This is a genomic window from Synechococcus sp. R55.3 (assembly GCF_047461975.1).
Lineage (GTDB): Bacteria > Cyanobacteriota > Cyanobacteriia > Thermostichales > Thermostichaceae > Thermostichus.
Genome location: NZ_JANSIG010000032.1, coordinates 7,482 through 29,024 on the forward strand (window position 1 = coordinate 7,482; position 21,543 = coordinate 29,024).

Annotated in this window: 16 protein-coding genes and 1 riboswitch; of the genes, 12 read left to right on the forward strand and 4 right to left on the reverse strand. The window is 57.9% G+C overall.

The features are described from left to right. Both NW849_RS06860 and NW849_RS06865 read right to left on the reverse strand, forming a co-directional pair. Positions 1-2,459, reverse strand: a 2,459-nt coding sequence (locus tag NW849_RS06860) for a glutamate synthase central domain-containing protein (protein ID WP_414356800.1), incomplete at its 3' end; no start/stop codon positions are given. Positions 2,460-2,756: 297 nt separating this feature from the next. Further along, positions 2,757-3,833 carry a hypothetical protein gene (locus tag NW849_RS06865; protein WP_414356803.1) on the reverse strand — a complete coding sequence of 359 codons (1,077 nt, stop codon included), beginning with the start codon at positions 3,831-3,833 and terminating at the stop codon, positions 2,757-2,759. 237 nt (positions 3,834-4,070) lie between these two features. Between NW849_RS06865 and NW849_RS06870 the strand changes: the two genes are divergently transcribed. Then, entirely contained in the window at positions 4,071-5,084 is a 1,014-nt protein-coding gene (locus NW849_RS06870) for an ATP-binding cassette domain-containing protein (protein WP_202943698.1), read from the forward strand. Between the two features lie 134 nt (positions 5,085-5,218). Next, a complete protein-coding gene (locus NW849_RS06875; RefSeq protein WP_414356806.1) occupies positions 5,219-6,073 on the forward strand; it encodes an ABC transporter permease in 855 nt (284 codons plus the stop codon). Positions 6,074-6,097: 24 nt separating this feature from the next. Here NW849_RS06875 and NW849_RS06880 read toward each other — a convergent pair whose 3' ends face one another. Further along, positions 6,098-6,313, reverse strand: a complete 216-nt coding sequence (locus NW849_RS06880; RefSeq protein ID WP_414356808.1) for a hypothetical protein — start codon at positions 6,311-6,313, stop codon at positions 6,098-6,100. Between the two features lie 116 nt (positions 6,314-6,429). Between NW849_RS06880 and NW849_RS06885 the strand changes: the two genes are divergently transcribed. From NW849_RS06885 to NW849_RS06915, 7 genes are all read left to right on the forward strand, one after another. Next, positions 6,430-7,080, forward strand: a complete 651-nt coding sequence (locus NW849_RS06885; protein ID WP_414356825.1) for a class I SAM-dependent methyltransferase — start codon at positions 6,430-6,432, stop codon at positions 7,078-7,080. Between the two features lie 114 nt (positions 7,081-7,194). Continuing rightward, entirely contained in the window at positions 7,195-8,217 is a 1,023-nt protein-coding gene (thiL, locus tag NW849_RS06890; RefSeq protein WP_414356809.1) for a thiamine-phosphate kinase, read from the forward strand. A gap of 201 nt (positions 8,218-8,418) precedes the next feature. Next, entirely contained in the window at positions 8,419-9,012 is a 594-nt protein-coding gene (locus NW849_RS06895; protein WP_414356811.1) for a hypothetical protein, read from the forward strand. A gap of 77 nt (positions 9,013-9,089) precedes the next feature. Beyond that, complete coding sequence (locus NW849_RS06900; protein WP_414356813.1) at positions 9,090-10,625, forward strand: S10 family peptidase; 1,536 nt, start codon at positions 9,090-9,092, stop codon at positions 10,623-10,625. A 146-nt stretch (positions 10,626-10,771) separates the two neighbouring features. Continuing rightward, positions 10,772-10,913: riboswitch (cyclic di-AMP (ydaO/yuaA leader) on the forward strand. 145 nt (positions 10,914-11,058) lie between these two features. Further along, positions 11,059-11,898 carry a nitrate ABC transporter permease gene (gene ntrB, locus NW849_RS06905; RefSeq protein WP_414356816.1) on the forward strand — a complete coding sequence of 280 codons (840 nt, stop codon included), beginning with the start codon at positions 11,059-11,061 and terminating at the stop codon, positions 11,896-11,898. A 162-nt stretch (positions 11,899-12,060) separates the two neighbouring features. Next, on the forward strand, positions 12,061-13,479 hold the full coding sequence (locus tag NW849_RS06910) for a CmpA/NrtA family ABC transporter substrate-binding protein (RefSeq protein WP_414356818.1): 1,419 nt from the start codon (positions 12,061-12,063) through the stop codon (positions 13,477-13,479). A gap of 360 nt (positions 13,480-13,839) precedes the next feature. Beyond that, positions 13,840-14,673 (forward strand): ABC transporter ATP-binding protein, encoded by an 834-nt coding sequence (locus NW849_RS06915; RefSeq protein ID WP_414356827.1) that lies wholly within the window; start codon positions 13,840-13,842, stop codon positions 14,671-14,673. Positions 14,674-14,865: 192 nt separating this feature from the next. Here the strand turns inward: NW849_RS06915 and cysS are convergent, their stop codons facing one another. After that, the gene (cysS, locus tag NW849_RS06920; RefSeq protein WP_414356819.1) at positions 14,866-16,449 is read right to left on the reverse strand and encodes a cysteine--tRNA ligase; all 1,584 of its coding nucleotides are present in this window, start codon (positions 16,447-16,449) and stop codon (positions 14,866-14,868) included. A gap of 340 nt (positions 16,450-16,789) precedes the next feature. On the opposite strand from cysS, the gene NW849_RS06925 reads away from it, so the two are divergent. The 3 genes from NW849_RS06925 (at position 16,790) to NW849_RS06935 (ending at position 21,504) form a co-directional block, all read left to right on the forward strand. After that, complete coding sequence (locus NW849_RS06925) at positions 16,790-18,472, forward strand: LysM peptidoglycan-binding domain-containing protein (protein ID WP_414356821.1); 1,683 nt, start codon at positions 16,790-16,792, stop codon at positions 18,470-18,472. Positions 18,473-18,564: 92 nt separating this feature from the next. Beyond that, entirely contained in the window at positions 18,565-19,890 is a 1,326-nt protein-coding gene (locus NW849_RS06930) for an FIST N-terminal domain-containing protein (RefSeq protein ID WP_414356822.1), read from the forward strand. Between the two features lie 81 nt (positions 19,891-19,971). Next, a complete protein-coding gene (locus tag NW849_RS06935; protein WP_414356823.1) occupies positions 19,972-21,504 on the forward strand; it encodes a leucyl aminopeptidase in 1,533 nt (510 codons plus the stop codon). Positions 21,505-21,543: the final 39 nt, after the last annotated feature.

Genomic DNA, 21,543 nt, shown 5'->3' on the forward strand with positions numbered 1-21,543 from the left:
CTGTTGATGTGGTATTCGCCTTTGGGCCGCGCCTGGATAAAGCCAAAGTTCTCCAGCTTTTTCGAGGTGAGTTCGGGGAAGGCCCGCTGGTGATTCACCATGCCCTCGCGGGCCAGATCTGCCAGCGTCATGCCCCCCACCCGCGACACCGTGCCGCGGAAGGCCAGGTCGATCACCTCTTGGCTCAGGCCAATGGCCTCGAAAATCTGCGCCCCGTGGTAGCTGGAGAGCAGAGAAATGCCCATTTTGGAGAGAATCTTGAGCAGCCCTGCCTCAATGGCGGCGCGGTACTTCAGTTGCACCTCGGCCAGGGAAAGCTGGGGCAACTTGCCGGTGGCCATCTGGGTTTGTGTCTTGGGCTTGTGCCACCACTGCCGCACAGCTTCATAGGCCAGATAAGGACAAACGGCGCTGGCCCCATAGCCGATCAAGCAGGCAAAGTGATGGGTGCTCCAGCATTGGGCAGTCTCCACCACCAGAGAGGTCTGCAGGCGCAGCCCTTCCTGGATGAGGTGATGATGGATAGCGCCCACTGCCAACAGAGGTGGGATCAGAGCCTGCTCGGCATTGAGGCCGCGATCCGAGAGAATCAAGATCTCAGCTCCCCCCCGCACCGCCTGGGCCGCCTGCTGGCAAAGGGCCCGTACTTGGGCTGCCAGTCCTTCTGGGCCAGCAGCCACCGGGTAGAGAATCGGGAGCGTGTGGTAGGGGAAAGGAGTGTGCTGTAGGGCAGCCAGCTCCGCTTCGTTGAGCACCGGGCTGCGCAACTGCAACAGGCGGGCATGCTCAGGCCGGATCTCCAGCAGGTTGCCCTTGGATCCCAGATACACATCCAAAGACATCACCAAGCTCTCCCGCAGGGGATCGATGGCGGGGTTGGTGACCTGGGCAAAGCGCTGCTTGAAATAGTCGTAGAGGGGATGAGGCTGGGTGGACAGCACAGCCAGCGGCGCATCATCCCCCATGCTGAAGGTGGGCTCCTTGCCCGTAGCCGCCATCTCCTCAATGATCATCTCCACATCTTCCGAGGAGTAGCCGAAGGCAGTTTGGGCTTGGAGCAGTTGTTCTTCCGAGAGGTGAGGGGTATTTTCAAAGCCCTGGGTGCTGAGCTGAACGCGATGGGCTTTGAGCCACTCGCCGTAGGGGTGTTGGGCCGCCACCTGGGTTTTGATCTCCCAGTTTTTGCAGATGTGCCCGCTCTGCAGATCCACCGTCAGCATTTGCCCCGGGCCTAGCCGCCCTTTTTCCAAAATGTCGGTCTCCGGCAGGGCAACCACCCCGGCTTCTGAGCCCACCGCCAGCAGCCCATCGCGGGTGATCGCATAGCGGGCGGGACGCAATCCATTCCGATCCAAGGTGGCGCCGATGGTTTTGCCATCGCAGAAAACCACCATCGCTGGGCCATCCCAGGGCTCCTGCAGGCCGCCGAAGAACTCGTAGAAATCCACCACTTCCGGGTGATCCTGAAGCTCCGGCTGGTTGCGATAGGCTTCCGGGATCAGCACCATCATCGCCTGCTGAGTGGAGTAGCCGGACTGAATCAACAGCTCAAACACGGCGTCCAGGCCCGCCGAGTCGCTGGTGCCGGGGTCAATAATCGGCTTCAGATCCTCGACCGCTGTACCCCAGCGGGGATGGGAAAGGGTCTGTTCGCGGGCGGCCATCCAGTTGACATTGCCCAGGTAGGTGTTGATCTCGCCGTTGTGGCAAAGGTAGCGAAAAGGCTGGGCCAGGGACCAACGCGGCAGGGTGTTGGTGCTGAAGCGGCGATGGTAAGTGGCGTAGGCAGTGGTGTAGAGGGGGTTTTGCAGATCTCGATAAAACCGGCCCAGAACCGCCGATTGCACCATGCCTTTGTAAACGATGACCCGGCAGGACAAAGAGGCAAAGTACAGGGCATAAAAGCCAAACTGAGCCTCCACCCGCCGCCGAATGCGCCGCCGCAACAGATAAAGCTGCTGCTCCAGGGTATCTCCGCTCAGGCTGGGATGGGCAAGGATCAACTGCCAGATAGAGGGCATGGTCTGCCGCGCCATCGGCCCCAGGCAATCGGGATTGACCGGCACCTGCCGCCAAGCCACCCGCTGCCAGTCGGTGGTGGCCAAGTATTCATCGATCACCTGCTGCACCGCCTGGCACTCAGCGGGATCCTGAGGCAAAAAGACCATCCCCACCGCGCTGTAAGCGGGATCCAAAGCTCGAATTTCTTCCATTTCTGCTTGCAACAGCGACCAGGGGATCGCCGTCGCAATGCCCGCCCCATCGCCGCTCTGGCCGTCGCCGCCACAGCCACCCCGATGCTCCATACAGGTGAGAGCCTGAAGGGTTTTCTGCAAGAGGTCGTGGCTGGCTCTTCCCCGCTGATCCACCAAAAAGCCGACCCCGCAAGCATCCCGCTCTTGAAAGTGCCAGTTTTCCTGCAGGATAGGAACCGAGACCTGAGAGCGATGGGGATTCATAGGAGTCAAAACAGTTTGGAATAAATCACGCTTTTAGAGGTGGAAAACCAGCATATCGCACTCCAATCCGACAGGAAAAGGGGGCAGCCCCAAGTTAGGGCCGGATTTTGCCAGTAAGGCAACAGAATGTTCCAGCGGAAGGAAGCAGCGAAGTAGAGTTCAAAAAGGCTCACTATGAACAGATTTTTCGAGCTTCTTCTGCAGGCTTCTCCGGCAGACTTTGAGACGATCTGAGAAAACCGAGGCATAGGCGCCAGCTCACGGCCAACTGGCTCTGTGGAGAACTGCGATCAATCGCTATCTGAAAAAGTCAGAAAACGTATCCCGCAGATCCGAAAGCCGATCGTTGAAGCAAGTCAGCCGATCCCCTGCGGAGTTCACCAGCGTCAGATCTGCCCGACCGGTTGCCCCTTCGGATCCCAGTAGAGGAACGCTCATGCGGCTGGGATCGGCGGGATTTTGGGAGACGCGGATCACGGCTCGATCGCGGTTCAATTGATAAGCCTCGGCCACATAGCGGATGGGCTCGCTCAAGATGGGATCCACCGGCAGCTCTGGGGCCGGCAGGAGATCCACCAGCTCGGTGAACGTGCCACTCCGCAGGCCCACCACGGCAGCAGCTCCCAACTGGTTACAAATGGCAATGAGAACCGGCTCTTGGGCAGTGGCGGTGAGGTTGGCCAAGGTGACGGTGACCGTGGCACGGCTGGCTGCTGCCGGATAGGTGACCTCAAAGGTGCGGGCAAAGGCATTGCCCAGCTCGTCGCGGGCGCGGAAGCGAAGCTGCCCGGTGTAGGGCAGGATGGAAGAAAAATAGATGCCAAAGCGGTCGCTGGGGCCCCGTCCGGGGATATTGGCTTGTCCGGGAACATAGGCAAGGGCAGCCCGACTTTGCCACTGATTGGGCGGGGCGTAGGGCAGCAGCGGGCCACTGGTGAAGCTGGGGGGTTCTTTGGGGGGCAGATCCGGCTGGCCATCTCTGTTCAAATCCAGGCCATTGCCCAAAAAGGCCACCGAGCGCTGTAAGAGGATGGGGCGGTTTTGGTTATCCAGAGGGGGATTCCGCCTCTCTGCCAGCCCGGCGTTGTCCACATAGACATTGAGGGGGCGATTTAGGATTTGGTTATCCCGTTGCCGCCGCATGTTGAACTGTAGGTAAGGCCCCACTGCGCCCGCTGCCGGGGATCCCCCTGTAATTTCAAAATCATCTGCCCGCAGAAAGACATTTTCCAGTGGGCCCAGGGGAGTGGTTCCCTCGCCGCAACCGACCAAGCTGAGCGCCAAGAGCGCCAAAGTTATATAAGCTACAGCAGGGCAACCTTTTGCGGTGGGGGAATCCGAGCCCCCACAAGAGGCACGCTTTGGCTTCAGCATTCATCTCCTCTCCACAACAGACACCTTGGCGAGGGTTAAACCCAACCGGACTGAGTTGAGGATGGGCGGGGATCCCTCTGCACTCATCGGATTCGCCTGAACCACTATACCGTGAGCCTCGGTTCAGCTCCCACCATCCCTAGGGGGCTGGCGGCAACGAGCAAGAAATGGTGGCGATCCCTGGCCTCATCTCCCGAACAGGCTTGATAGCCTAGAGGAAGCGAGATGTGGATACCCATGTCAGATACTCCTGCGGTCTTGGTAGAGCAACTTCAAAAGCGCTACGGATCCACAGTGGCCGTGGCGGACGTCTCGTTTCAGGTGGAACCCGGCCAGATCTACGGCATTCTCGGCCCCAATGGGGCCGGCAAGACCACCACTTTGCATTGCCTTTGCACCTTGCTTCGTCCCGATGCGGGCCGGATAGAGGTGTACGGGATCCCAGCCAGCGAAAACCCCAAAGCGGTACGAGAAAAACTGGGGTTTGTCGCCCAAGAGGTGGCTTTGGATAAGGTGCTGACCGGGCGAGAATTGTTGCAGTTGCAGGCCGATCTCCACCACCTGCCTCGCCCCTTGGCTCAAGAGCGAATCGCTGCCGTCCTGGAGCTGCTGGGGCTGACCGACCGTGCCGACCAGCGCATCGGTACCTACTCCGGCGGGCTGCGCAAACGCTTGGATCTGGCGGCAGGACTGCTCCATCAACCCCAGGTGCTGGTCTTGGACGAGCCCACGGTGGGCCTGGACATTCCCAGTCGGTTGGCCATCTGGGATTTTCTGCGCCAACTCAAGAACACAGGGATCACGGTGGTGCTCAGCAGCCATTACCTGGAGGAGATCGACCTGCTGGCGGATCGGGTGGCCATCATCGACCGGGGCAAGGTGATCGCCGAGGGAACCCCCGAGGAGCTCAAAACCCGCGTCGGCGGCGAGCGCATCACCGTCAAGCTGCAGGAATTTGCCCCGGCGGAACTGGCCCAACGGGGTGCCCAACTGCTGGGATCCCTGCCCTTCGTCCAGAAGGTGGTGATCAACAGCGCCCAGGGCAACGCTCTGAACCTGGTGGTGCAGCGGAATGGAGAGGATCCCCTCAGCCAGATTCGCGCCCACTTGCAGGCTCATGGGCTAGAGGTGTTCAGCAGCACCCAGTCTCGTCCCAGCTTGGATGATGTGTATTTGGCGGCAACCGGGCAAACCCTCATGGATGCGGAGCTGGCCGCTGCCGAGGCCAATCTGGGCAAAAAGAAAAAGTAACTTCATCCCCTCATGATCGAGCCCCATTGATCCCTGTACAAAGGCATATCTTTATTGGTTGTATTGGTTGATGGATTAGATACTGCATTCATTCATCACACATTCATTGATCACAACTCTACAGGAGCTTGGGTATGACCTCTGCCTCTTCCCCGGTTCAATCTAACCCGATCCCCCTTTTGACGGCTGACTTTTGGCAGGAAACCTTCGCCCTCACCCGCCGCTTGTTTATCCAACTGCAGCGTCGCCCCACAACCTTGCTGGTTGGCATTATCCAGCCGTTGCTCTGGCTGATTCTATTTGGAGCCTTGTTTCAGAATGCTCCTGCCGGCATTTTCGGGGCCGGACAAAACTACACCCAGTTTTTGGGGGCGGGAGTCATCGTGTTTACGGCTTTTGGTGGAGCCTTGAATGCCGGAGTGCCGGTGATTTTCGACCGAGAATTTGGCTTTTTGAACCGGTTGTTGGTGGCTCCCCTCACCTCTCGTTTTTCCATTGTTCTTGCTTCTAGCCTGTTTATCGTCAGCTTGGCGTTGCTGCAGACGGCAGTCATTGTGGGGGCAGACTACGCCCTTGGGGCCGGGATCCCCGACGGGCCAGGCTTGGCGGTGGTGGCCTTGATCGTGGGCCTGTTGGTCTTGGGCTTCACGGCCCTGAGCTTGGGCTTGGCCTTTGCCATGCCGGGGCACCAGCAATTGCTGGCTTTCATCTTTTTGGTCAACTTGCCCCTGATCTTTTCCAGCACGGCCTTGGCTCCCCTGAGCTTTATGCCCACCTGGCTGCGTTGGGTGGCCAGCCTCAACCCCCTCACCTTTGCCATCGAGCCCATTCGCCATGTCTACCGCAGCGATAGCTGGAGCTGGGCCGATGTGGTGCTGCAGGCTCCCTGGGGCGATCTCACCCTGGCGGGATCCCTGGGCCTCTTGACGGGGTTTGTCGTAGTGTCGGTTCTGCTGGTGCAGGGGGTGTTGCGCAAAAGTTTGGCCTGAGCCTCTCTGCCCAGGCTGTGCCCCTCAAAGCCATCGGCGGGAAGCGGACTTCTCCATAGCCGCCTGTGCCTGCTGCACCAGAGCCAGGGGGCTGTCCTGGGCTGGGGAAACGCTGAGAGAAGGAGTAAGGCTGCGAGCCTGCAGAGCCATGTGGAGCTGCAGTTCGGTTACGTACTCCCGCAGGCCAAAGTTAGACCCAGAAGAAGAAGGAGCCGCTGAAGAGGGGTGAGACACAGACATCACGGCAAAGAGTCCTTCGCGAAATGGCCACTGTTGCTCTGCTAAGGTATCACGCCCACCCCTTTTCCGAAGCTTCCAAAATGTTAGCTTTGATTAAGATTTGCAACCGTTTGGCCATGGTGGTGCTCAAGGATTGGCAGCGCTCCAAGTTGGATCCCAGCGACGATGCCCTCTTTTACAGCTATCCTCGCTTCGTGACTCATGTGGATTCTGGCTTCATCGGCCAGCTCACCGATCTATACCGCGAGCATTTGCGGCCCCAGACCCGCATTCTCGATCTGATGAGCAGTTGGGTCTCCCATTTGCCACCTGAGATGGAGTTTGCCCATGTGGAGGGGCATGGGATGAACCCTGAGGAACTGGCGGCCAACCCCCGGCTGGATCACTTCTTCATCCAAAACTTGAACCAAAACCCAGTTCTGCCCTTCCCTGATCAATCCTTCGACGCGGTGCTAAACACGGTCTCGGTGCAATATCTGCAGCAGCCAGAGCAGGTGTTTGCCGAGGTGTATCGCATCCTAAAGCTCCAGGGCCTGTTCATCGTCAGCTTCTCCAATCGCATGTTTTTCCAGAAGGCGATCCAGGCTTGGCGGGACAACTCTGAGGCGGGGCGAGTGGAGTTGGTCAGGCGCTATTTTGAGTCGGTGCCAGGGTTTGCGGTGGTGAAGGTGATCCAGCGGCCTGCCCCTATAGGTTGGCTGGGCTTTTGGGCAGGCGGAGGCGGGGATCCCTTCTATGCCCTGATTGGACAGCGGGCGGCGGGGTAGAATTCTCCAGCTTGCCTGTGGCGTGCAGGCGGGATCCTTGGAAATATCCAACAAGACTCCAGCATCCACCAGATCTTGCAGCTGTGTTATCCTCGCTACCCTCAGAGGTCTGTCTTGTTCTCCGGTCTTTCTGACAGTTCTTCCCCACAAAACGGCAATCCTTCCCCCCTACCCATCTCGGCAATTGGGGAGGCAGGGCTGCTGCAGATCGTGCAGCGCTACTGTCCGGCCCAGGTGGTGGGAGACGATGCGGCGGTGTTAGCTGCTCCGGAGGGGCAGTTGGTGGTGACAACCGATGTGTTGGTGGAGGGAGTTCACTTCAGCGATCTGACGACCCCGGCCCATGCGGTGGGCTGGCGCGCGGTGGCCGCCAATCTGTCGGATCTGGCCGCGATGGGATCCCGTCCGCAGGCGTTGGTGGTGGGTTTGGGCTTGCCGGGCTCCACACCGGTTGCTTGGGTGGAGGAGCTTTATCAAGGGATGCGGGACTGTTGCGCCCGCTGGGAATGCCAACTGGTGGGAGGGGATCTGTGTCGGTCGCCGCATCGGTTCGTGGCGATCACGGCCCTGGGATCGGTGCAGCCGGGGCGGGCCATTCAGCGCAGACGGGCTCAACCCGGCGATTGGCTGGTGGTAACAGGGCCCCACGGAGATGCGCGGGCAGGCTTGGAGCTGCTTCTCCATCCTGAACAGGGATCCTCAGCCACGGCAGCCGAGCGCGAGCAGTTGATCAGGGCTCACCAATACCCACGCCCGCGCCTGGATCTGGTGCCCCTCTTGGAAGGGATCCCGGATCCCTTGCGCATTGCCGGTATGGATACCAGCGACGGTTTGGCAGATGCCCTGGTGCAGGTGTGTCAGGCCAGCGGGGTGGCGGCGAGGATCGAGGTGGAGCGGATCCCGATTTCAGAAGCTTTGCGGCAGGCTTTCCCGGCCCAAGCCTGGGAGTGGGCGCTTTATGGGGGCGAAGATTTTGAGCTGCTCCTCAGTGCCGAGGTGTCAGTGGCCAAGCATCTGTTGGAAGAATTGCCAGGGGCCGTTTGGATTGGAGAAGTGACAGGCTGGGATCCGCAGGGAACCGTCTGGCTGAAGGACGGGCAGGCCCTCAGCCGTCAACAAGCCTTCCAGCATTTCTGAGAGAAGTTGTGCTGCAGGATGGCCACCCAAACTGCCAACAGTTGAAAACAAATCGACTTGTGGGAGAAAACAAGCCCTAGGAAGGATTCGATAACCTAGAAATGGAGAGAAGCTGAGACAAGGAAGCAAATTGACTTGGAATAGCTTCAGGCAACTGCTCAGAACTCGGCAGAACTTGGAGAAGCATTGGAGACTCTACTCATGAAAGCTATCTTAACAGCAGCCATTCTTGGCCTGGCCGGGATCCCTGCGTTGGCCCCCTTGCCCAGTTCGGCTCAGCCGCTTTTTGAATTGGGTGCCTACCGCCTTGAGCAGGGGACGATTATCCCGGTCGGCAGCCTGAGTAGCGAAGGGCCGCAATACTTTTATCCCGACACCGTCTATCCCCTGGAAGTGGCCGTTACTCAGAACATTTTTGACAGCCAGGGGCGCTTGGTGATCCCGGCGGGTAGCCGCATTTTTGGACAGATGGAACCTGCACCGGGCGGATCCCGCTTTGTCGGCACTTCCATTGTTCTCGGCGGTCGTACCTACAGCCTGCGGGCTTCCTCCAACATCCTCCACGACGAAAAGGATCCCCGTCAGTATTCGGCTGAGGCCATTGCTCAAGATGCAGCCATTGGGGCAGCCGCAGGGGCCATTTTGGGGGCGATCACGGGCGGAGTCTCGGTGGGCAATGTCTTAGGAGGCGCCGTGACCGGAGTGGTGGTGGGCAATGTTACCGCTCCCCAGGTGGTGGTGCTGCGCCCCGGCCAATCTTTCAATCTGACCTTGGAAGCTCCGCTGACGCTGTGAGGTTCCATTTGGAGGTGTTGATGGTCGGCGACTTGTGATTCACTGGGGATCAAGTTGCCGATCCCTGTTTTCATTTCATGGCTACTGAATCCAAGCCCACTCCCCCCCTCTCCTCCACTGAGCACAGGTTTACGGCTGGAGAGGAAAGCTTCACCTACCAAGCGCTGGCCGGTTGGCAGACCCTTTTTCAGCGGGAAAAGCCGGTGGCCGAGATCTTTCACGTCGCCTATCTGAAGCAAGACTCTGCTGCCCAGCACCGCCCTCTCACTTTTGTGTTCAACGGTGGGCCTGGGGCAGCCTCTGCCTACCTGCACATGGGAGCGCTGGGGCCCAAACGGATTGGCTTCGGGCCCAATGGCAGTTTGCCTCCCTCTCCGGTGCGGCTGGTGGACAATGCCGAAAGCTGGCTGCTCTTTTCCGATCTGGTCTTTGTCGATCCGGTGGGGACGGGGTTCAGCCGCGCCCTGCCCAAGGATTCTCAAGACGCCAAAGATTCCCGGGAGAAATCCGATCCGGCGGCCAAACCCCCTCAGCCGGATGCCAAGGCGGAGGAGCCTCCTAAGGAATCACCCTTCTGGGATGTGGAACGGGATTTGCAATCCTTGGGCGAGTTCATTCAGGGCTTCCTTTCCCGATACAAACGCTGGCTTTCCCCCATTTTCATTGCCGGCGAAAGCTACGGTGGGTTTCGGGTGGCGCGGCTGGCCAAGGAGCTGCAATCCAAGTTTGGCGTAGGCTTGTCGGGGGCCATTCTCATCTCGCCTGCACTAGAGTTTGGGTTGCTGGAGACCAACGATTACAACCTCAGCACTTGGGCAACGCTTTTCCCTTCCTACGTAGCTACAGCAGCTCATCATGGACGGTGTGGCTGGGGGGAGGATTTGCAGATCCTGCTGCCCAAAGCAGAACGCTTTGCCCGGCAACGTCTGCTGCCCCTCTTGGCTATGGGAGAGGCGATGCCAGAGGCAGAACGGCAAGCGGTGTATCAGGAGATGGCGGCAGGGATCGGCTTATCTCCAGAGTATGTGGCCCACAAAGGCGGGCGGATCGATATCGCCAGTTTTGCCCGCGAGCTGTTGCGGTCGCAGCGACTGGTGCTGGGGCTTTACGATGCTTCTGTAACCACGGTGGATCCCTTTCCGGATCGGCCTACCTTTGAGGGATCCGATCCCACCTTGGATGGGCTAGATCGCTTGTTCACGGCGGCCATCAACAGCCACTTGCGGGAGACCTTGCAAGTAGAAACGGAGTTGACCTATCACCTACTGAACCTGGAGGTGTTCAAGTCCTGGCGGTTCACCCCAAAAGGAGAGTTTAAGCAAGGATTCATCGGGGCAATGGACGAGCTGCGCAGCAGCATGGCCCTCAACCCCCACATGCGGGTGAGCATTCATCATGGCTTTTACGACCTGGTCACGCCCTACTTTGCCTCGAATCACCTGGTGGATTTGATGAAGTTGGATCCGCGGTTGAAGGCCAACCTCACCCTACGTCATTATCGCGGCGGACACATGTTCTACACCTGGGATCTCTCGCGGTTGGAGTGGTTTACAGAAATGCGTGCGTTCTACTCAAAAACGGCTTCGGGCTCAGAGTTGCAAACTCTGCGCTAAGCAACTGGAGGATTGAGGCTCTTGGAAGCCTTAGCCGAGAGACTTGCCACAGCAGGTTTGCATATACATTGCATATACATATATTGATAAAATTGGATAAAATTGCATTGCCTTGACATCGAGAATCAGCCCTGATAGCATCTAGCCATGTTGGCCAGCCTAATCCTGTTCAGTTTTTGAACAAGAGCGGGGGAACCATTTCGGGGGCTTACTCTGAGCAAACGCCAGGGAGAGCATCTCTTAGCTCTAGCCCGTCAGCTAACCCCGTCGGCACTAAGAGGTGGCTACAGAGCTGTACGTCTGCCCTAGAGGGATTTTGCGTACATCGACTGGATGCCTTCCAAGGGGTTGAGGGTTGCCATCGGCACTTTCTACCCCCCTCTGGCGGCTGCTTAGCTTACTCTTCCCACTTCTCCTCACCTTACCAAACAACATGCAGAACCGCTCTCAACTTGTGGCTATCGGTCGCAGGGGAAGTTTTTGGATCCAAAGGTACGTTTGGCGAGAACAGGTCATTTTGCCAATGGCCGGATTTGCCCTGCTACTGGCAATTTGGTGGGTTGTCGCTCTTTTTCGCAGTGAGTTGGTGCCCACTCCGCCACAAGCCTTTGTTGACAATCTCGACTACATTCTTCATCCATTTTATCGGCGTGGGCCGGGCGATTTGGGCGTTGGCTGGCTCTTATTGGCGAGTTTGCGGCGAGTTTTGATTGGCTTTTTGCTGGGCGCAGTGGTGGCCATTCCTATGGGGTTTTGGATTGGAATGTCGCCATCGGCAATGGCGATGTTTAACCCAATTGTCCAGATTTTGAGGCCGGTTTCTCCGCTAGCCTGGCTGCCCATTGCCCTGTCTATTTTTAATTCGGCGGATCCCGCAGCCATTTTCGTGATATTCATCACCTCTCTGTGGCCAACTCTCATCAATACGGCCTTGGGGGTGGCCAGTGTGCCTCAGGACTATCTGGATGTGGCGCTGGTGCTGGAGATGCCCCGTTGGCGACGGATCCTCAAGATCATCTGGCCTGCCGCCCTACCCTACATCTTTACGGGCTTGCGCATCAGCTTGGGTATTGCTTGGTTGGTCATTGTGGCTGTCGAAATGCTGACCGGCGGCATTGGCATTGGATTTTTTGTCTGGGATGAATGGAACCGTCTCAATTTGAGCGCGGTGTTCCTGTCGGTGTTGCTGATTGGAGCAACGGGGCTGGTGCTGGATCTGGCTTTGCGACGAATTCAAACCTGGGTGACCCACCGACCGGCAACCCAGACCTAAAGCCGGGTGATTTTCTCTTTTTCGGTTCTTCTTGATGTCAATAATGAGCTTCGCTCTTAGAAATTTTCAGACCTAGATCAGTTTGTTTGTCAGATCTGCACATTGCTCCATCTCTGCTACGCGACGCTTGCCTGACCAGACTTATCCATCGGAGGGTTTTTCATGAAAGTTCTGGCCGAAGGTGGTGCAAAACTGTATTTCCGCCGAAAAGTCTTGCAGGGCTTGGGGGCTGTGGGGGCCGGGATCCTAGCGGCCAAAGGATACAGAGCCGTGGAGGCTGCCGATATCGAGCCGGTGGTGGATCCTGGATCCCTGGAAAAACCCAATTTAACGGTGGGCTATGTGCCGGTCAACGATTGTGCGCCCTTTGCCGTGGCCTATGAGAAAGGTTTCTTTCGCAAATATGGGTTGAATGTGCGCTTGAGCCGCGAGTCCAGTTGGGCCAACTCTCGCGATGGGGTGATCTTCGGACGCTTGGACGCCTCACCGGTGGTGGCGGGAGCAGTGACCAATGCCCGCCTAGGGGCAGAAGGGGCGCGGCGGGTTCCCCTGTGTGCGGCCATGACCATTCATCGCCATGGCAACGCCATGACCATGAACCGCGCTATGTGGGACTACGGCTTACGACCTTGGTATGAATACGACGGCGATCTGGAGTTCTTCGGACGGGATTTTCGTGGGTATTTCCAGAGCTTGCCCGTCGAGCGGCGACTGTGGGCAACAGTGCTCAGTTCCGCCATCTACGAGTACTTCATTCGCTATCTGGCAGGGGCAGCCGGGATCGATCCCATGGCCGAGTTCCGCATCATTATCATTCCCCCGCCACAGATGGTGACTCATATCCGCATTGGATCCATGCAAGCTTACATGGTGGCAGAGCCGTGGAATACCCGTGCCATTGCGGGCAATGAGGGAGTGGGGTTCACCTTCGCCCACGGCAAAGAGATCTGGCGTGGACATCCCGACCGAGTATTGGCGGTGATGGAGAGCTTTATCGAGGAGAACCCCCGCACCTACCGCTCGTTGGTGATGGCGATGATCGAAGCCTGTCGGTATTGCGATGACCACCGGGAGGAGGTGGCGGAGTTGATTTCGGCCCGCGCCTACACAGGTGCTCCCCTGCGCTACACCAGACCTGCCATTGTGGGGAACTACAACTATGGCGGCTTTGATGGGCAAGACCGGACTCGCCAGATGCCAGACAGTACCTTGTTTTTTCGGATGCCTGAGGATCTACCTCACCCAGAGCATGATCACTCCACGTTTCTGTGGCAATCTCAGGGACTCTGGCTGGTCACTCAAGCGGCCCGTTGGAACCAAATCGCCGAGATCCCTGCTGATGTGGAGGAGCAGATCCGGCGAGCATGGCGCACCGATCTGTATCGGGAGATCGCCGCTGAAATGGGGATCCCTTGCCCTGCTGAGGATTTTAAGGTGGAGCCAGAGGAGGTATTTATCGATGGCAAAGCCTTTGATCCCGGCGATCCCGTGGGTTACCTCAATAGCTTCGAAATCCGCGCCAATCGTCCTTTACAGTTTTTTCCGGGGATACGCACTACAGCTTATGGAGGCCGATCCTGATGTCTAACAAACCCCATTCTCGATAAAGCCACAAAACAGCTTAGGGGATAAGCTCTGCAAGCATCATTTGCCAAGCCTTTTTCACAAAACCCAGCCTTTAACCTATGAATGTTTCCTGTAATTTTCTACCACCGGAGATTTTGCCATGAGAGGCCAGCAGTTATTATCATTTTCTCTTTTTTACGATCGACTTTGCAACAGCCAAAAGATAAGTCAACTCAATCGAATCCAAATCTTTATCCACCTCAATCTTTTCCGGCTGCCCGTTTCTTGCAATGGGGATCTATTGGAAAAGCTATATCTTGTTCAGACCCGTGGCTTACTTGTCAATGTTGATTGATCGATCAGGAGAGGTTTTTCATGGATTACCCAGTTTCTGCTACTCAGGGCTTAAGTCTCCAAACCAAATCAGATACTTTCTTAGATATCCGAGGGGTGGTGAAAACTTATCGGAATCCGCGTGGGCAGGATTTGGTGGTGCTCGATGGCATTGATCTCACCGTAGGTGAAACTGAATATGTCTCGATTGTTGGACATTCCGGCTGCGGTAAATCCACCTTGCTCAAACTGGTGGCAGGGCTAGAGCAACCAACGGAGGGATCCCTGACCCTAGAGGGCAAGCCGATTCGCAAGCCGGGAGCCGAGCGGATGATGGTATTTCAACAATATTCATTGTTGCCGTGGCTAACGGTGCGGGACAACATTCAGCTTGCGGTGGATGAGGTGCTCAAAACCAAATCCCGTCAAGAGCGGCGGCAGATCACCGAAGAGCACATCCGCTTGGTTCATCTGGAGGCGGCTGCCGACAAATATCCCGATCAAATTTCTGGGGGGATGAAACAGCGGGTAGGAATTGCTCGGGCTTTAGCAATTCGGCCAAAGTTATTGCTCATGGATGAGCCATTTGGAGCTTTGGATGCCCTCACTCGACGCCGACTTCAGGAAGAGGTTTTGGGTATTTGGGAAACACACCGCCAGGCTGTTATCATGATTACCCACGATGTCGATGAGGCCGTCTATATGTCAGACAGAATTGTTTTGATGAGCAATGGCCCCAAGGCCCGGATTGCCGAGATTTTAAATGTCAACCTGCCGCGTCCACGCCCCAGTCGTCATGATTTGCGCGAGATGAAAACCTATCACGAACTGAGGAATCACGCCTTGGATTTCTTGGAAAGATCTTACAAGTCATAGCCTGAAAGTGACAGCCCAACCAACGGGCTCACTTTTATGGTTACAAGTTAGGTTGAGACACTTCCCGACTGCTCTGCGCCGCTTCCGCAACCACCCCCGGCCCAAGGAAGAGAAAAGCTGGGAAGCAAGGCAACGGGACAGTTTCACTCTTGACTTGAAGTGACTATAGGTCTGAGAAGTGCTCCGCAACCCCTATTCTCGCAGCCAACGGGTGGTGCCATCTTTTTGATCGATGAGGGTGATGCCCAGGGCTTTCAACTGATCCCGAATGCGATCTGCCTCTGAAAAGTTTTTCGCCTTACGGGCTGCCGAGCGCTGCGCGATCAGCTCCTCGATTTTTTTAAAGTTAAGTTCCCCATTTGTAGCTGCTTCTTTGGATCCCTCGAATTCAGAGAATGAGGGCCAACAGAATCCCAGAGTAGCCAAAATCTCCAGCAGAGCGGCGCTTTTTTGCCTCAGGGCCTGAGGCTCTAGGTGGGTTTGGCCTTGATGGGTGAGCAGGTTGTGTTCGCGGGTGAGTTCTTTGGCCAATTCAAAGGCGATAGCCAGCGCTTCAGGGGTGCCAAAATCATCGTCCATAGCAGCTTGAAAGGCTTGCATGGCCTCAGCATCAGGGGATCCCTTTTCTTCTTTGCAGAAGTGCTGGGCACAGTGGATCCCTTTCTGGAGGGTTTCCCAGCCACGGCTAGCCGCCTGCATGGCTGCCTCGGTGAGATCTATGGGGCTACGGTAGTGGGTCTGCAACAGAAACAGCCGCAAGGCCATGGGGTGATAGACGGCGAGGGCCTGTCGCAGGGTGGTGAAGTTGCCCAAAGATTTGGACATTTTCTCGCCGTTGATGTTGAGAAAACCGTTGTGCATCCAGTACTTGGCCATCGGCTTGCCGGTGATTGGCTCCGATTGGGCCAGCTCATTTTCGTGGTGGGGGAAAATCAAATCTGCCCCGCCGGCGTGAATGTCGATGTGATCTCCCAGGGTCTCCCGCACCATGGCGGAACATTCGATGTGCCAGCCCGGTCGTCCCCAACCCCAAGGGGAGGCAAACCCCGGCTCAGAAGGGGGGGCCGCTTTCCAAAGGGCAAAGTCGAAGGGATCCTGTTTCTCAGCTCCTTCTTCTCCTACCCGGCCACTGGCTCCCGCCTCCATCTCCTCCAGTTTTCGACCGGATAGCTGGCCGTAATCCGGGAACTTGCGGACAGAGTAGTAAACAGAGTACTGAACAGAGGCGGGGGTCTCTGGCTGGTGTCCCGCTTGCCGGAGGGAAGACTGGTCGGTCTGGTGTCGAATCGGATCCCGTACCCGGTAGGCAAAGCCTTTGAGCTCCAAAGATTGGATCAACTGGAACATGGCTTGCAGCGATTGCGTTGCCCTCGGGTAGAGATCGGCCCGCTTGATGTTCAGGCGATCCATGTCCTGGAAATATTCGGCGATGAAGCGCTCCGCCACCGCTTGCATGGATTCGCCACGTTCCAACGCCCGCTTGAGGATCTTGTCGTCCACATCGGTAAAATTCTGCACATACTTCACTCGGTAGCCGCGCCACTCCAAGTAGCGACGCACCATGTCCCAAACCACGTAGGTACGCGCATGGCCGAGGTGGCAGAGGTCGTAAACCGTTACACCACAGACATACATCCGCACCAGGGGCTTCTCCCCCGCAACCGGAGCTGCGGATCCCTGGGAATTGCCGACGGAAACGGATTGAGATCCACCTGCTGCCAGCGGCTGAAACACTTCCTTGCGGCGAGTCAATGTGTTATAGACAACCAAATCCATGGGTATCCCTAGTTTGTAGTTTCAGCTACAGCAAAACAGGCTTTGTCTTCCAAAAAAAGACGATGGCGCACTTTGTCTTGAATCGGATGAGGCTCGACAAAATCTCAACGAGCCAAGGGCTGGAACCATTGTGAGGCAAGCATTGTGGCTGAAATTACCTGCCAAGACTTGTCTAGATTTGTTAACTACGGTACTCTAACCTGAGTGCGAGCTAGCCTGTTCATTAGCGAGCTCCACCCCGGCTTGAGTCACCCCTGGGGTGCTCGGTGCCGAGGGGCTTATGCCCCTCATTTTGACATCTTCTTCTCTTGCACTCTAGTGTCAGCCTGTTGGTGTGAGGATGCCTTTAAAACCCACTTTCCCCAATCCCCAAAACGGGGAGCTGGATTTCCGCGGTGCTGCCGTGAGCACCCTTTCCCCCCCACCCCCAAAGGGCTCGGCAGGGATCCCTTCAGAACAGTCCTGGACTTCTGCGGATTCATCTGCCGAGGAAGCCTATCTTCTGGAGTGGGCTCCAGCCCCTCTCTCTGGGCGGTCGAAGCCAAGATGGGTTGGTTTGGCCCTCTCTCTCAGCTTAACGGGCCTGGTATGGCTTCTGAAGCTGGAGGCGGATCCCTGCGCAGAAGCTGGGGAAGAGCAGCTGCCGGCCACCCCCAGGTGCCCAACCGAGCCTGAGACAGCCCATCCAGAGCCGGGGGATTCTGCTCCTGCGCGTCGGGAATATCCGGCTTGGGCCACTGGTCTTTTGCTGATGCTGGGCTTGGCCGGAGTCGCTACCCTACAGCAGCGACAGTTGAATCGCCCCCTATCTCCGGCGGTAGAGCCGATCCCTCCCTCTGTGCATACGCTATCTGGCGCTCTGCAGCAAAACTACGAGCGGAAAAAGGAGCAGCTGCGCCAAGCCTTCGCAGAAGGGCGAATCCCGACAGGAGAAGGGCCCAGAGGCATTCTGGAGCATGAAATTCAGCCGGGGGAAACCCTCTGGCAACTGACCCAGATGTATCAGCTCGACGCGGCTGCCATCACCGTCTCCAATGGTATTCAGGCCAGTACTGAGCTGAAGCCGGGGCAAGTTCTCCTCATCCCCAGCCAACCGGGATTGATCTACACCGTCAAGCAGGGAGACACGCTGGAGGACATTGCCAACCGCTACCGAGTTCCCCAGCAGCGGATTATCGAAGCGACTCCTCTGGATCGCCCGGAATATCTGCGCATTGGCCAACGCCTGCTCATCCCCGGCGATGTGGGCGAGTTGATCCAGCGTCAGAAGGAGATGATCGCTGCCCAGAAAGCTCGCGAAGAGGAAGAGCGCCGCCAGCAAGAGGAGGAAGCCCAACGCCAAGCCGAAGCCCAAGCTCGATTACAGGCGGAGCAGCAACGCCGGGCCCAGCAAATGGAACAAGAACGGCAGGCCCTCTTGGCCGGTGGATCCCTGACCCACACAGTTGGAGCCGGTGACACCATCGAACGGATCGCCGCCCGCTATGGGGTAACTCAGCGATCCATTATTCAAGCCAACAACTTGCGCAATCCCCACTGGCTGCGCATTGGCCAACGCCTTACGATTCCGGCGCCGGGTACGCAGCCCACCCCAGCTCCCGCCCGACAGGCTCCGCCAGCGCCCCCTCCAGCCCCTCCCCAGGTTCGCAGCAGTGGGTTTGTCTGGCCGGTCTCCGGGCAAATTACCTCTGGCTTTGGCTACCGTCGCGGTCGCCTTCATGCAGGGGTAGATATTCCTGGCCCCGTGGGATCCCCCATTGTAGCCGTTCAGGAGGGAGTGGTGATCTTCGCGGGGAATGCTGGGGATGGCTACGGCAATCGAGTGGACATTCGCCATCCCAACGGAATTGTTACTCGCTATGCCCACGGCCATCAGATTTACGTTTCCACAGGCCAGTACGTGCAGCAGGGGCAGACAATCATGAGCCGCGGCAGCACTGGCTGGAGCACAGGGCCGCATCTGCACTTTGAAGTCCGCCCCGGCGGGGGCGCGCCTGTGGATCCCCGGCCCTATCTGCCCTGATCCTGTCCCAAAGCGAGACTACACAGAACAGCCAGCCTGGCCATAAATTGCTAGCCTAAAAACAGCAAACTCCAGACCGTAGGAACACGCCGATGCAGTGGGTGAACGCGCTCTCCCAGCTCCCTTCCCTAGAAGCGGCTCTGCGGCAGGTGGTGGAGGAAGCCAAGGCCAAGCTTCAGGCGGCCCAGCTGAAAAGTGCCTTGAGTCGGCAGGTGCAGACGGTGGGATCCGGCAGCTTGCCGGGGCTGCTGACAGGGTATGTTCCCTCTCAGCCTCTGCGGCCCAACCTGGGGGTTTTGTTTGTGTCGGCGGCCTTTGCCAGCGAATACATCCGGGTGTTGCCATTGCTGTCGGGGCTGCTGGAGGTGGACGTTTTGATCGGCTGCTCCGGGGGTGGCATTGTGGGTGGCGGGCATGAAATTGAGGATGGCCCGGCTCTCTCCTTGTCTTTGGCGGTCATGCCGGAGGTGGTGCTGCATCCTTTTCATCTGCGGGGGAACCAATTGCCAGACTTGGATGCGGCTCCTTCTGCCTGGGTCGATTGTGTTGGGGTTTCGCCGCAGAGCAAGCCTCATTTTCTGCTCTTGGCCGATGGATTTTCCTCTGGCATCTCAGAGTTGCTGCAGGGGTTGGATTTCGCCTATCCGGGATCCGTCAAAGTGGGGGGATTGGCCAGTGGGGGCCGCGGCCCTCGGGGCAATGCTCTGTTTTTGCTGGATGCGCGTACCCTCACACCTCGGCGGGAGCTGTATCGAGAGGGCACAGTGGGGCTAGCGCTCTACGGCAATGTGGTGCTGGATGCAGTGGTGGCCCAGGGGTGTCGCCCCATTGGGGATCCCTTGCGGGTGACGGAAGCAGAGGGGAATGTGATTCTTGGCTTGGAGGGTCGCCCTCCTCTAACGGTTTTGCAGGACTTGGCAGAGCGGCTCAGTCCCGTGGATCAGCGATTGGCCCGCCACTCTCTCTTCATCGGCCTGCTGATGGATGAGTTCAAGTCGGAGCCGACGCCGGGAGATTTCCTCATTCGCGTAATCTTGGGCGTTGATCCGCGCGTGGGGGCGCTGGCCATCGGGGATCAGGTGCGCCCTGGCCAGACGGTGCAATTTCATCTGCGGGATGCCCAGACTTCGGCAGAAGATCTGCGTTGGGCCCTCAGCCGCTATTGTGCCGAGCGCAACTTGAGGCAAAGCCCCTCTCAACCGAGGCCGGAGCCTTGTGGGGCGTTGATGTTCTCCTGTTTGGGGCGAGGCAAGGGCCTGTACGGCACTCCCGATTTTGACTCGCAACGGTTTCGGGAATTGCTTGGAGAGCTGCCCTTGGGGGGGTTCTTTTGCAATGGTGAGATCGGCCCCGTTGGGGGATCCACCTTTTTACACGGCTACACTTCCTGCTTCGGGATCTTCCGGCCCGCCCACTAGAGGGGGGATCCCTTGCCCTAAGAGCCGGCGAAATTGGATAGACTGGGGATCCCATGTCAACAGCTTGGTCAAGGGTTTCTCATGCAGCTTCATCTTAGCGAGCCGCCACTCACTCAAGGGGAATGTGCCCTGGTCTATTGCTTTGCCGCTTCCGGCGGGAATGGCCGCTTTCCTCTGCCCCCTGAGATCGCCTCTTGGGATGAAAAGGCGTGGTCAGGGCTGGTGGCGGAAACCGTTCAGGAGCAGGGGTTTCAGGGGAAGCCGAATAGCAGTGTTGCCCTGCGCCTGACAGGAGAGATCCGCAAACTGGTGTTGGTGGGGCTAGGGGATCCCGCCGCCCTAACGCTAGAAGCCCTACGACGGGCCACAGCCAACGGCCTGCGCCAGGCTCACAGCTTAAAAGCCAAGCAGGTGATGCTGTCTTTGCCGGAGACGGGGTTGGATCGGGTGCGTGGGGTTCAGGCGGTGGCCGAAGCCTGCCTACTGGTGGCGCACCGGGACAATCGGTTTAAATCTTCAGCCAAAGGGGAAGAGGAAAACAGCTTTTCTGTGCAGGAAGTAACTCTCTTGGTGCCGGGGTTGGCCCAGGCTCGCCCCGATTACGAAGTCGCGCTGCAGCGGGCCATTGAGATGGCGGCAGGAACCATCTTGGCTCGGGAATTGGTGGCTGCCCCCGCCAACATTGTTACTCCTCTTGCCCTGGCCGATACCGCCCGCCAACTGGCCCAGGAATATGGTCTAGAGGTGGAGATTTTGGGACAGGAAGAATGCGAGGCTCTGGGGATGGGGGCTTTTTTGGGTGTGGCCAAAGCCTCTGACCTGCCGCCCCAGTTCATTCACCTCACCTACAAGCCGCCACAAGGGGATCCCGTCACCAAATTGGCCCTGGTGGGCAAGGGGCTGACCTTTGATTCCGGTGGGCTGAACATCAAAACCGACTCCCGCAGCATCGCCATGATGAAAACCGACATGGGGGGAGCAGCGGCAGTTTTGGGAGCTGCACGGGCCCTAGCCGCCCTCAAGCCGCAAGTGGAGCTGCACTTCATCGTCGCTGCCACGGAAAACATGATCAGCGGCCATGCCATCCACCCAGGGGATATCCTCACCGCTTCTAACCAGAAGACCATTGAGGTCAACAACACCGATGCAGAAGGCCGCCTCACCTTGGCAGATGCCCTGGTGTTTGCGGAAAAGCTGGGCGTTGATGCCATCCTCGATCTGGCTACCCTGACCGGTGCTTGTGTGATTGCTCTGGGGGAAGAAATTGCCGGCTTGTTCACCCCAGATGAGACGCTGGCCCAGGAGCTACAGCAGGCTGCCAATCTTTCCGGCGAAAAAATCTGGCGCCTGCCGCTGGAGGAAGGCTACTTCGAGGGTCTCAGCTCCATTGTGGCCGACATGAAAAACACTGGTCCCCGCTCAGGGGGATCCATCACCGCTGCCCTGTTCCTGAAGCAGTTTGTGGAGAAAACCCCTTGGGCCCACCTGGATATAGCAGGCCCCGTTTGGACAGAGAAGGATGCAGGCTACAACAACAAAGGGGCCACCGGTTATGGGGTGCGCACCCTGGTGGAGTGGGTCTTGGCGCGGCAAGCCGCAGCAGCTTGCTCATAACCCCGCCTTTCTGGACGTTGGGCCTTGAAAAAGCATCTA

Coding starts and splice junctions, on each gene's coding strand:
- NW849_RS06885 (WP_414356825.1), top strand. CDS start 6,430: ATGGTGGTGCTCAAGGATTGGCAGCGCTCCAAGTTGGATCCCAGCGAC.
- NW849_RS06925 (WP_414356821.1), top strand. CDS start 16,790: ATGCCTTTAAAACCCACTTTCCCCAATCCCCAAAACGGGGAGCTGGAT.
- NW849_RS06895 (WP_414356811.1), top strand. CDS start 8,419: ATGAAAGCTATCTTAACAGCAGCCATTCTTGGCCTGGCCGGGATCCCT.
- NW849_RS06870 (WP_202943698.1), top strand. CDS start 4,071: ATGTCAGATACTCCTGCGGTCTTGGTAGAGCAACTTCAAAAGCGCTAC.
- NW849_RS06910 (WP_414356818.1), top strand. CDS start 12,061: ATGAAAGTTCTGGCCGAAGGTGGTGCAAAACTGTATTTCCGCCGAAAA.
- NW849_RS06935 (WP_414356823.1), top strand. CDS start 19,972: ATGCAGCTTCATCTTAGCGAGCCGCCACTCACTCAAGGGGAATGTGCC.
- NW849_RS06865 (WP_414356803.1), bottom strand. CDS start 3,833: ATGCTGAAGCCAAAGCGTGCCTCTTGTGGGGGCTCGGATTCCCCCACC.
- NW849_RS06900 (WP_414356813.1), top strand. CDS start 9,090: ATGGCTACTGAATCCAAGCCCACTCCCCCCCTCTCCTCCACTGAGCAC.
- NW849_RS06915 (WP_414356827.1), top strand. CDS start 13,840: ATGGATTACCCAGTTTCTGCTACTCAGGGCTTAAGTCTCCAAACCAAA.
- ntrB (WP_414356816.1), top strand. CDS start 11,059: ATGCAGAACCGCTCTCAACTTGTGGCTATCGGTCGCAGGGGAAGTTTT.
- cysS (WP_414356819.1), bottom strand. CDS start 16,449: ATGGATTTGGTTGTCTATAACACATTGACTCGCCGCAAGGAAGTGTTT.
- NW849_RS06875 (WP_414356806.1), top strand. CDS start 5,219: ATGACCTCTGCCTCTTCCCCGGTTCAATCTAACCCGATCCCCCTTTTG.
- NW849_RS06880 (WP_414356808.1), bottom strand. CDS start 6,313: ATGTCTGTGTCTCACCCCTCTTCAGCGGCTCCTTCTTCTTCTGGGTCT.
- NW849_RS06930 (WP_414356822.1), top strand. CDS start 18,565: ATGCAGTGGGTGAACGCGCTCTCCCAGCTCCCTTCCCTAGAAGCGGCT.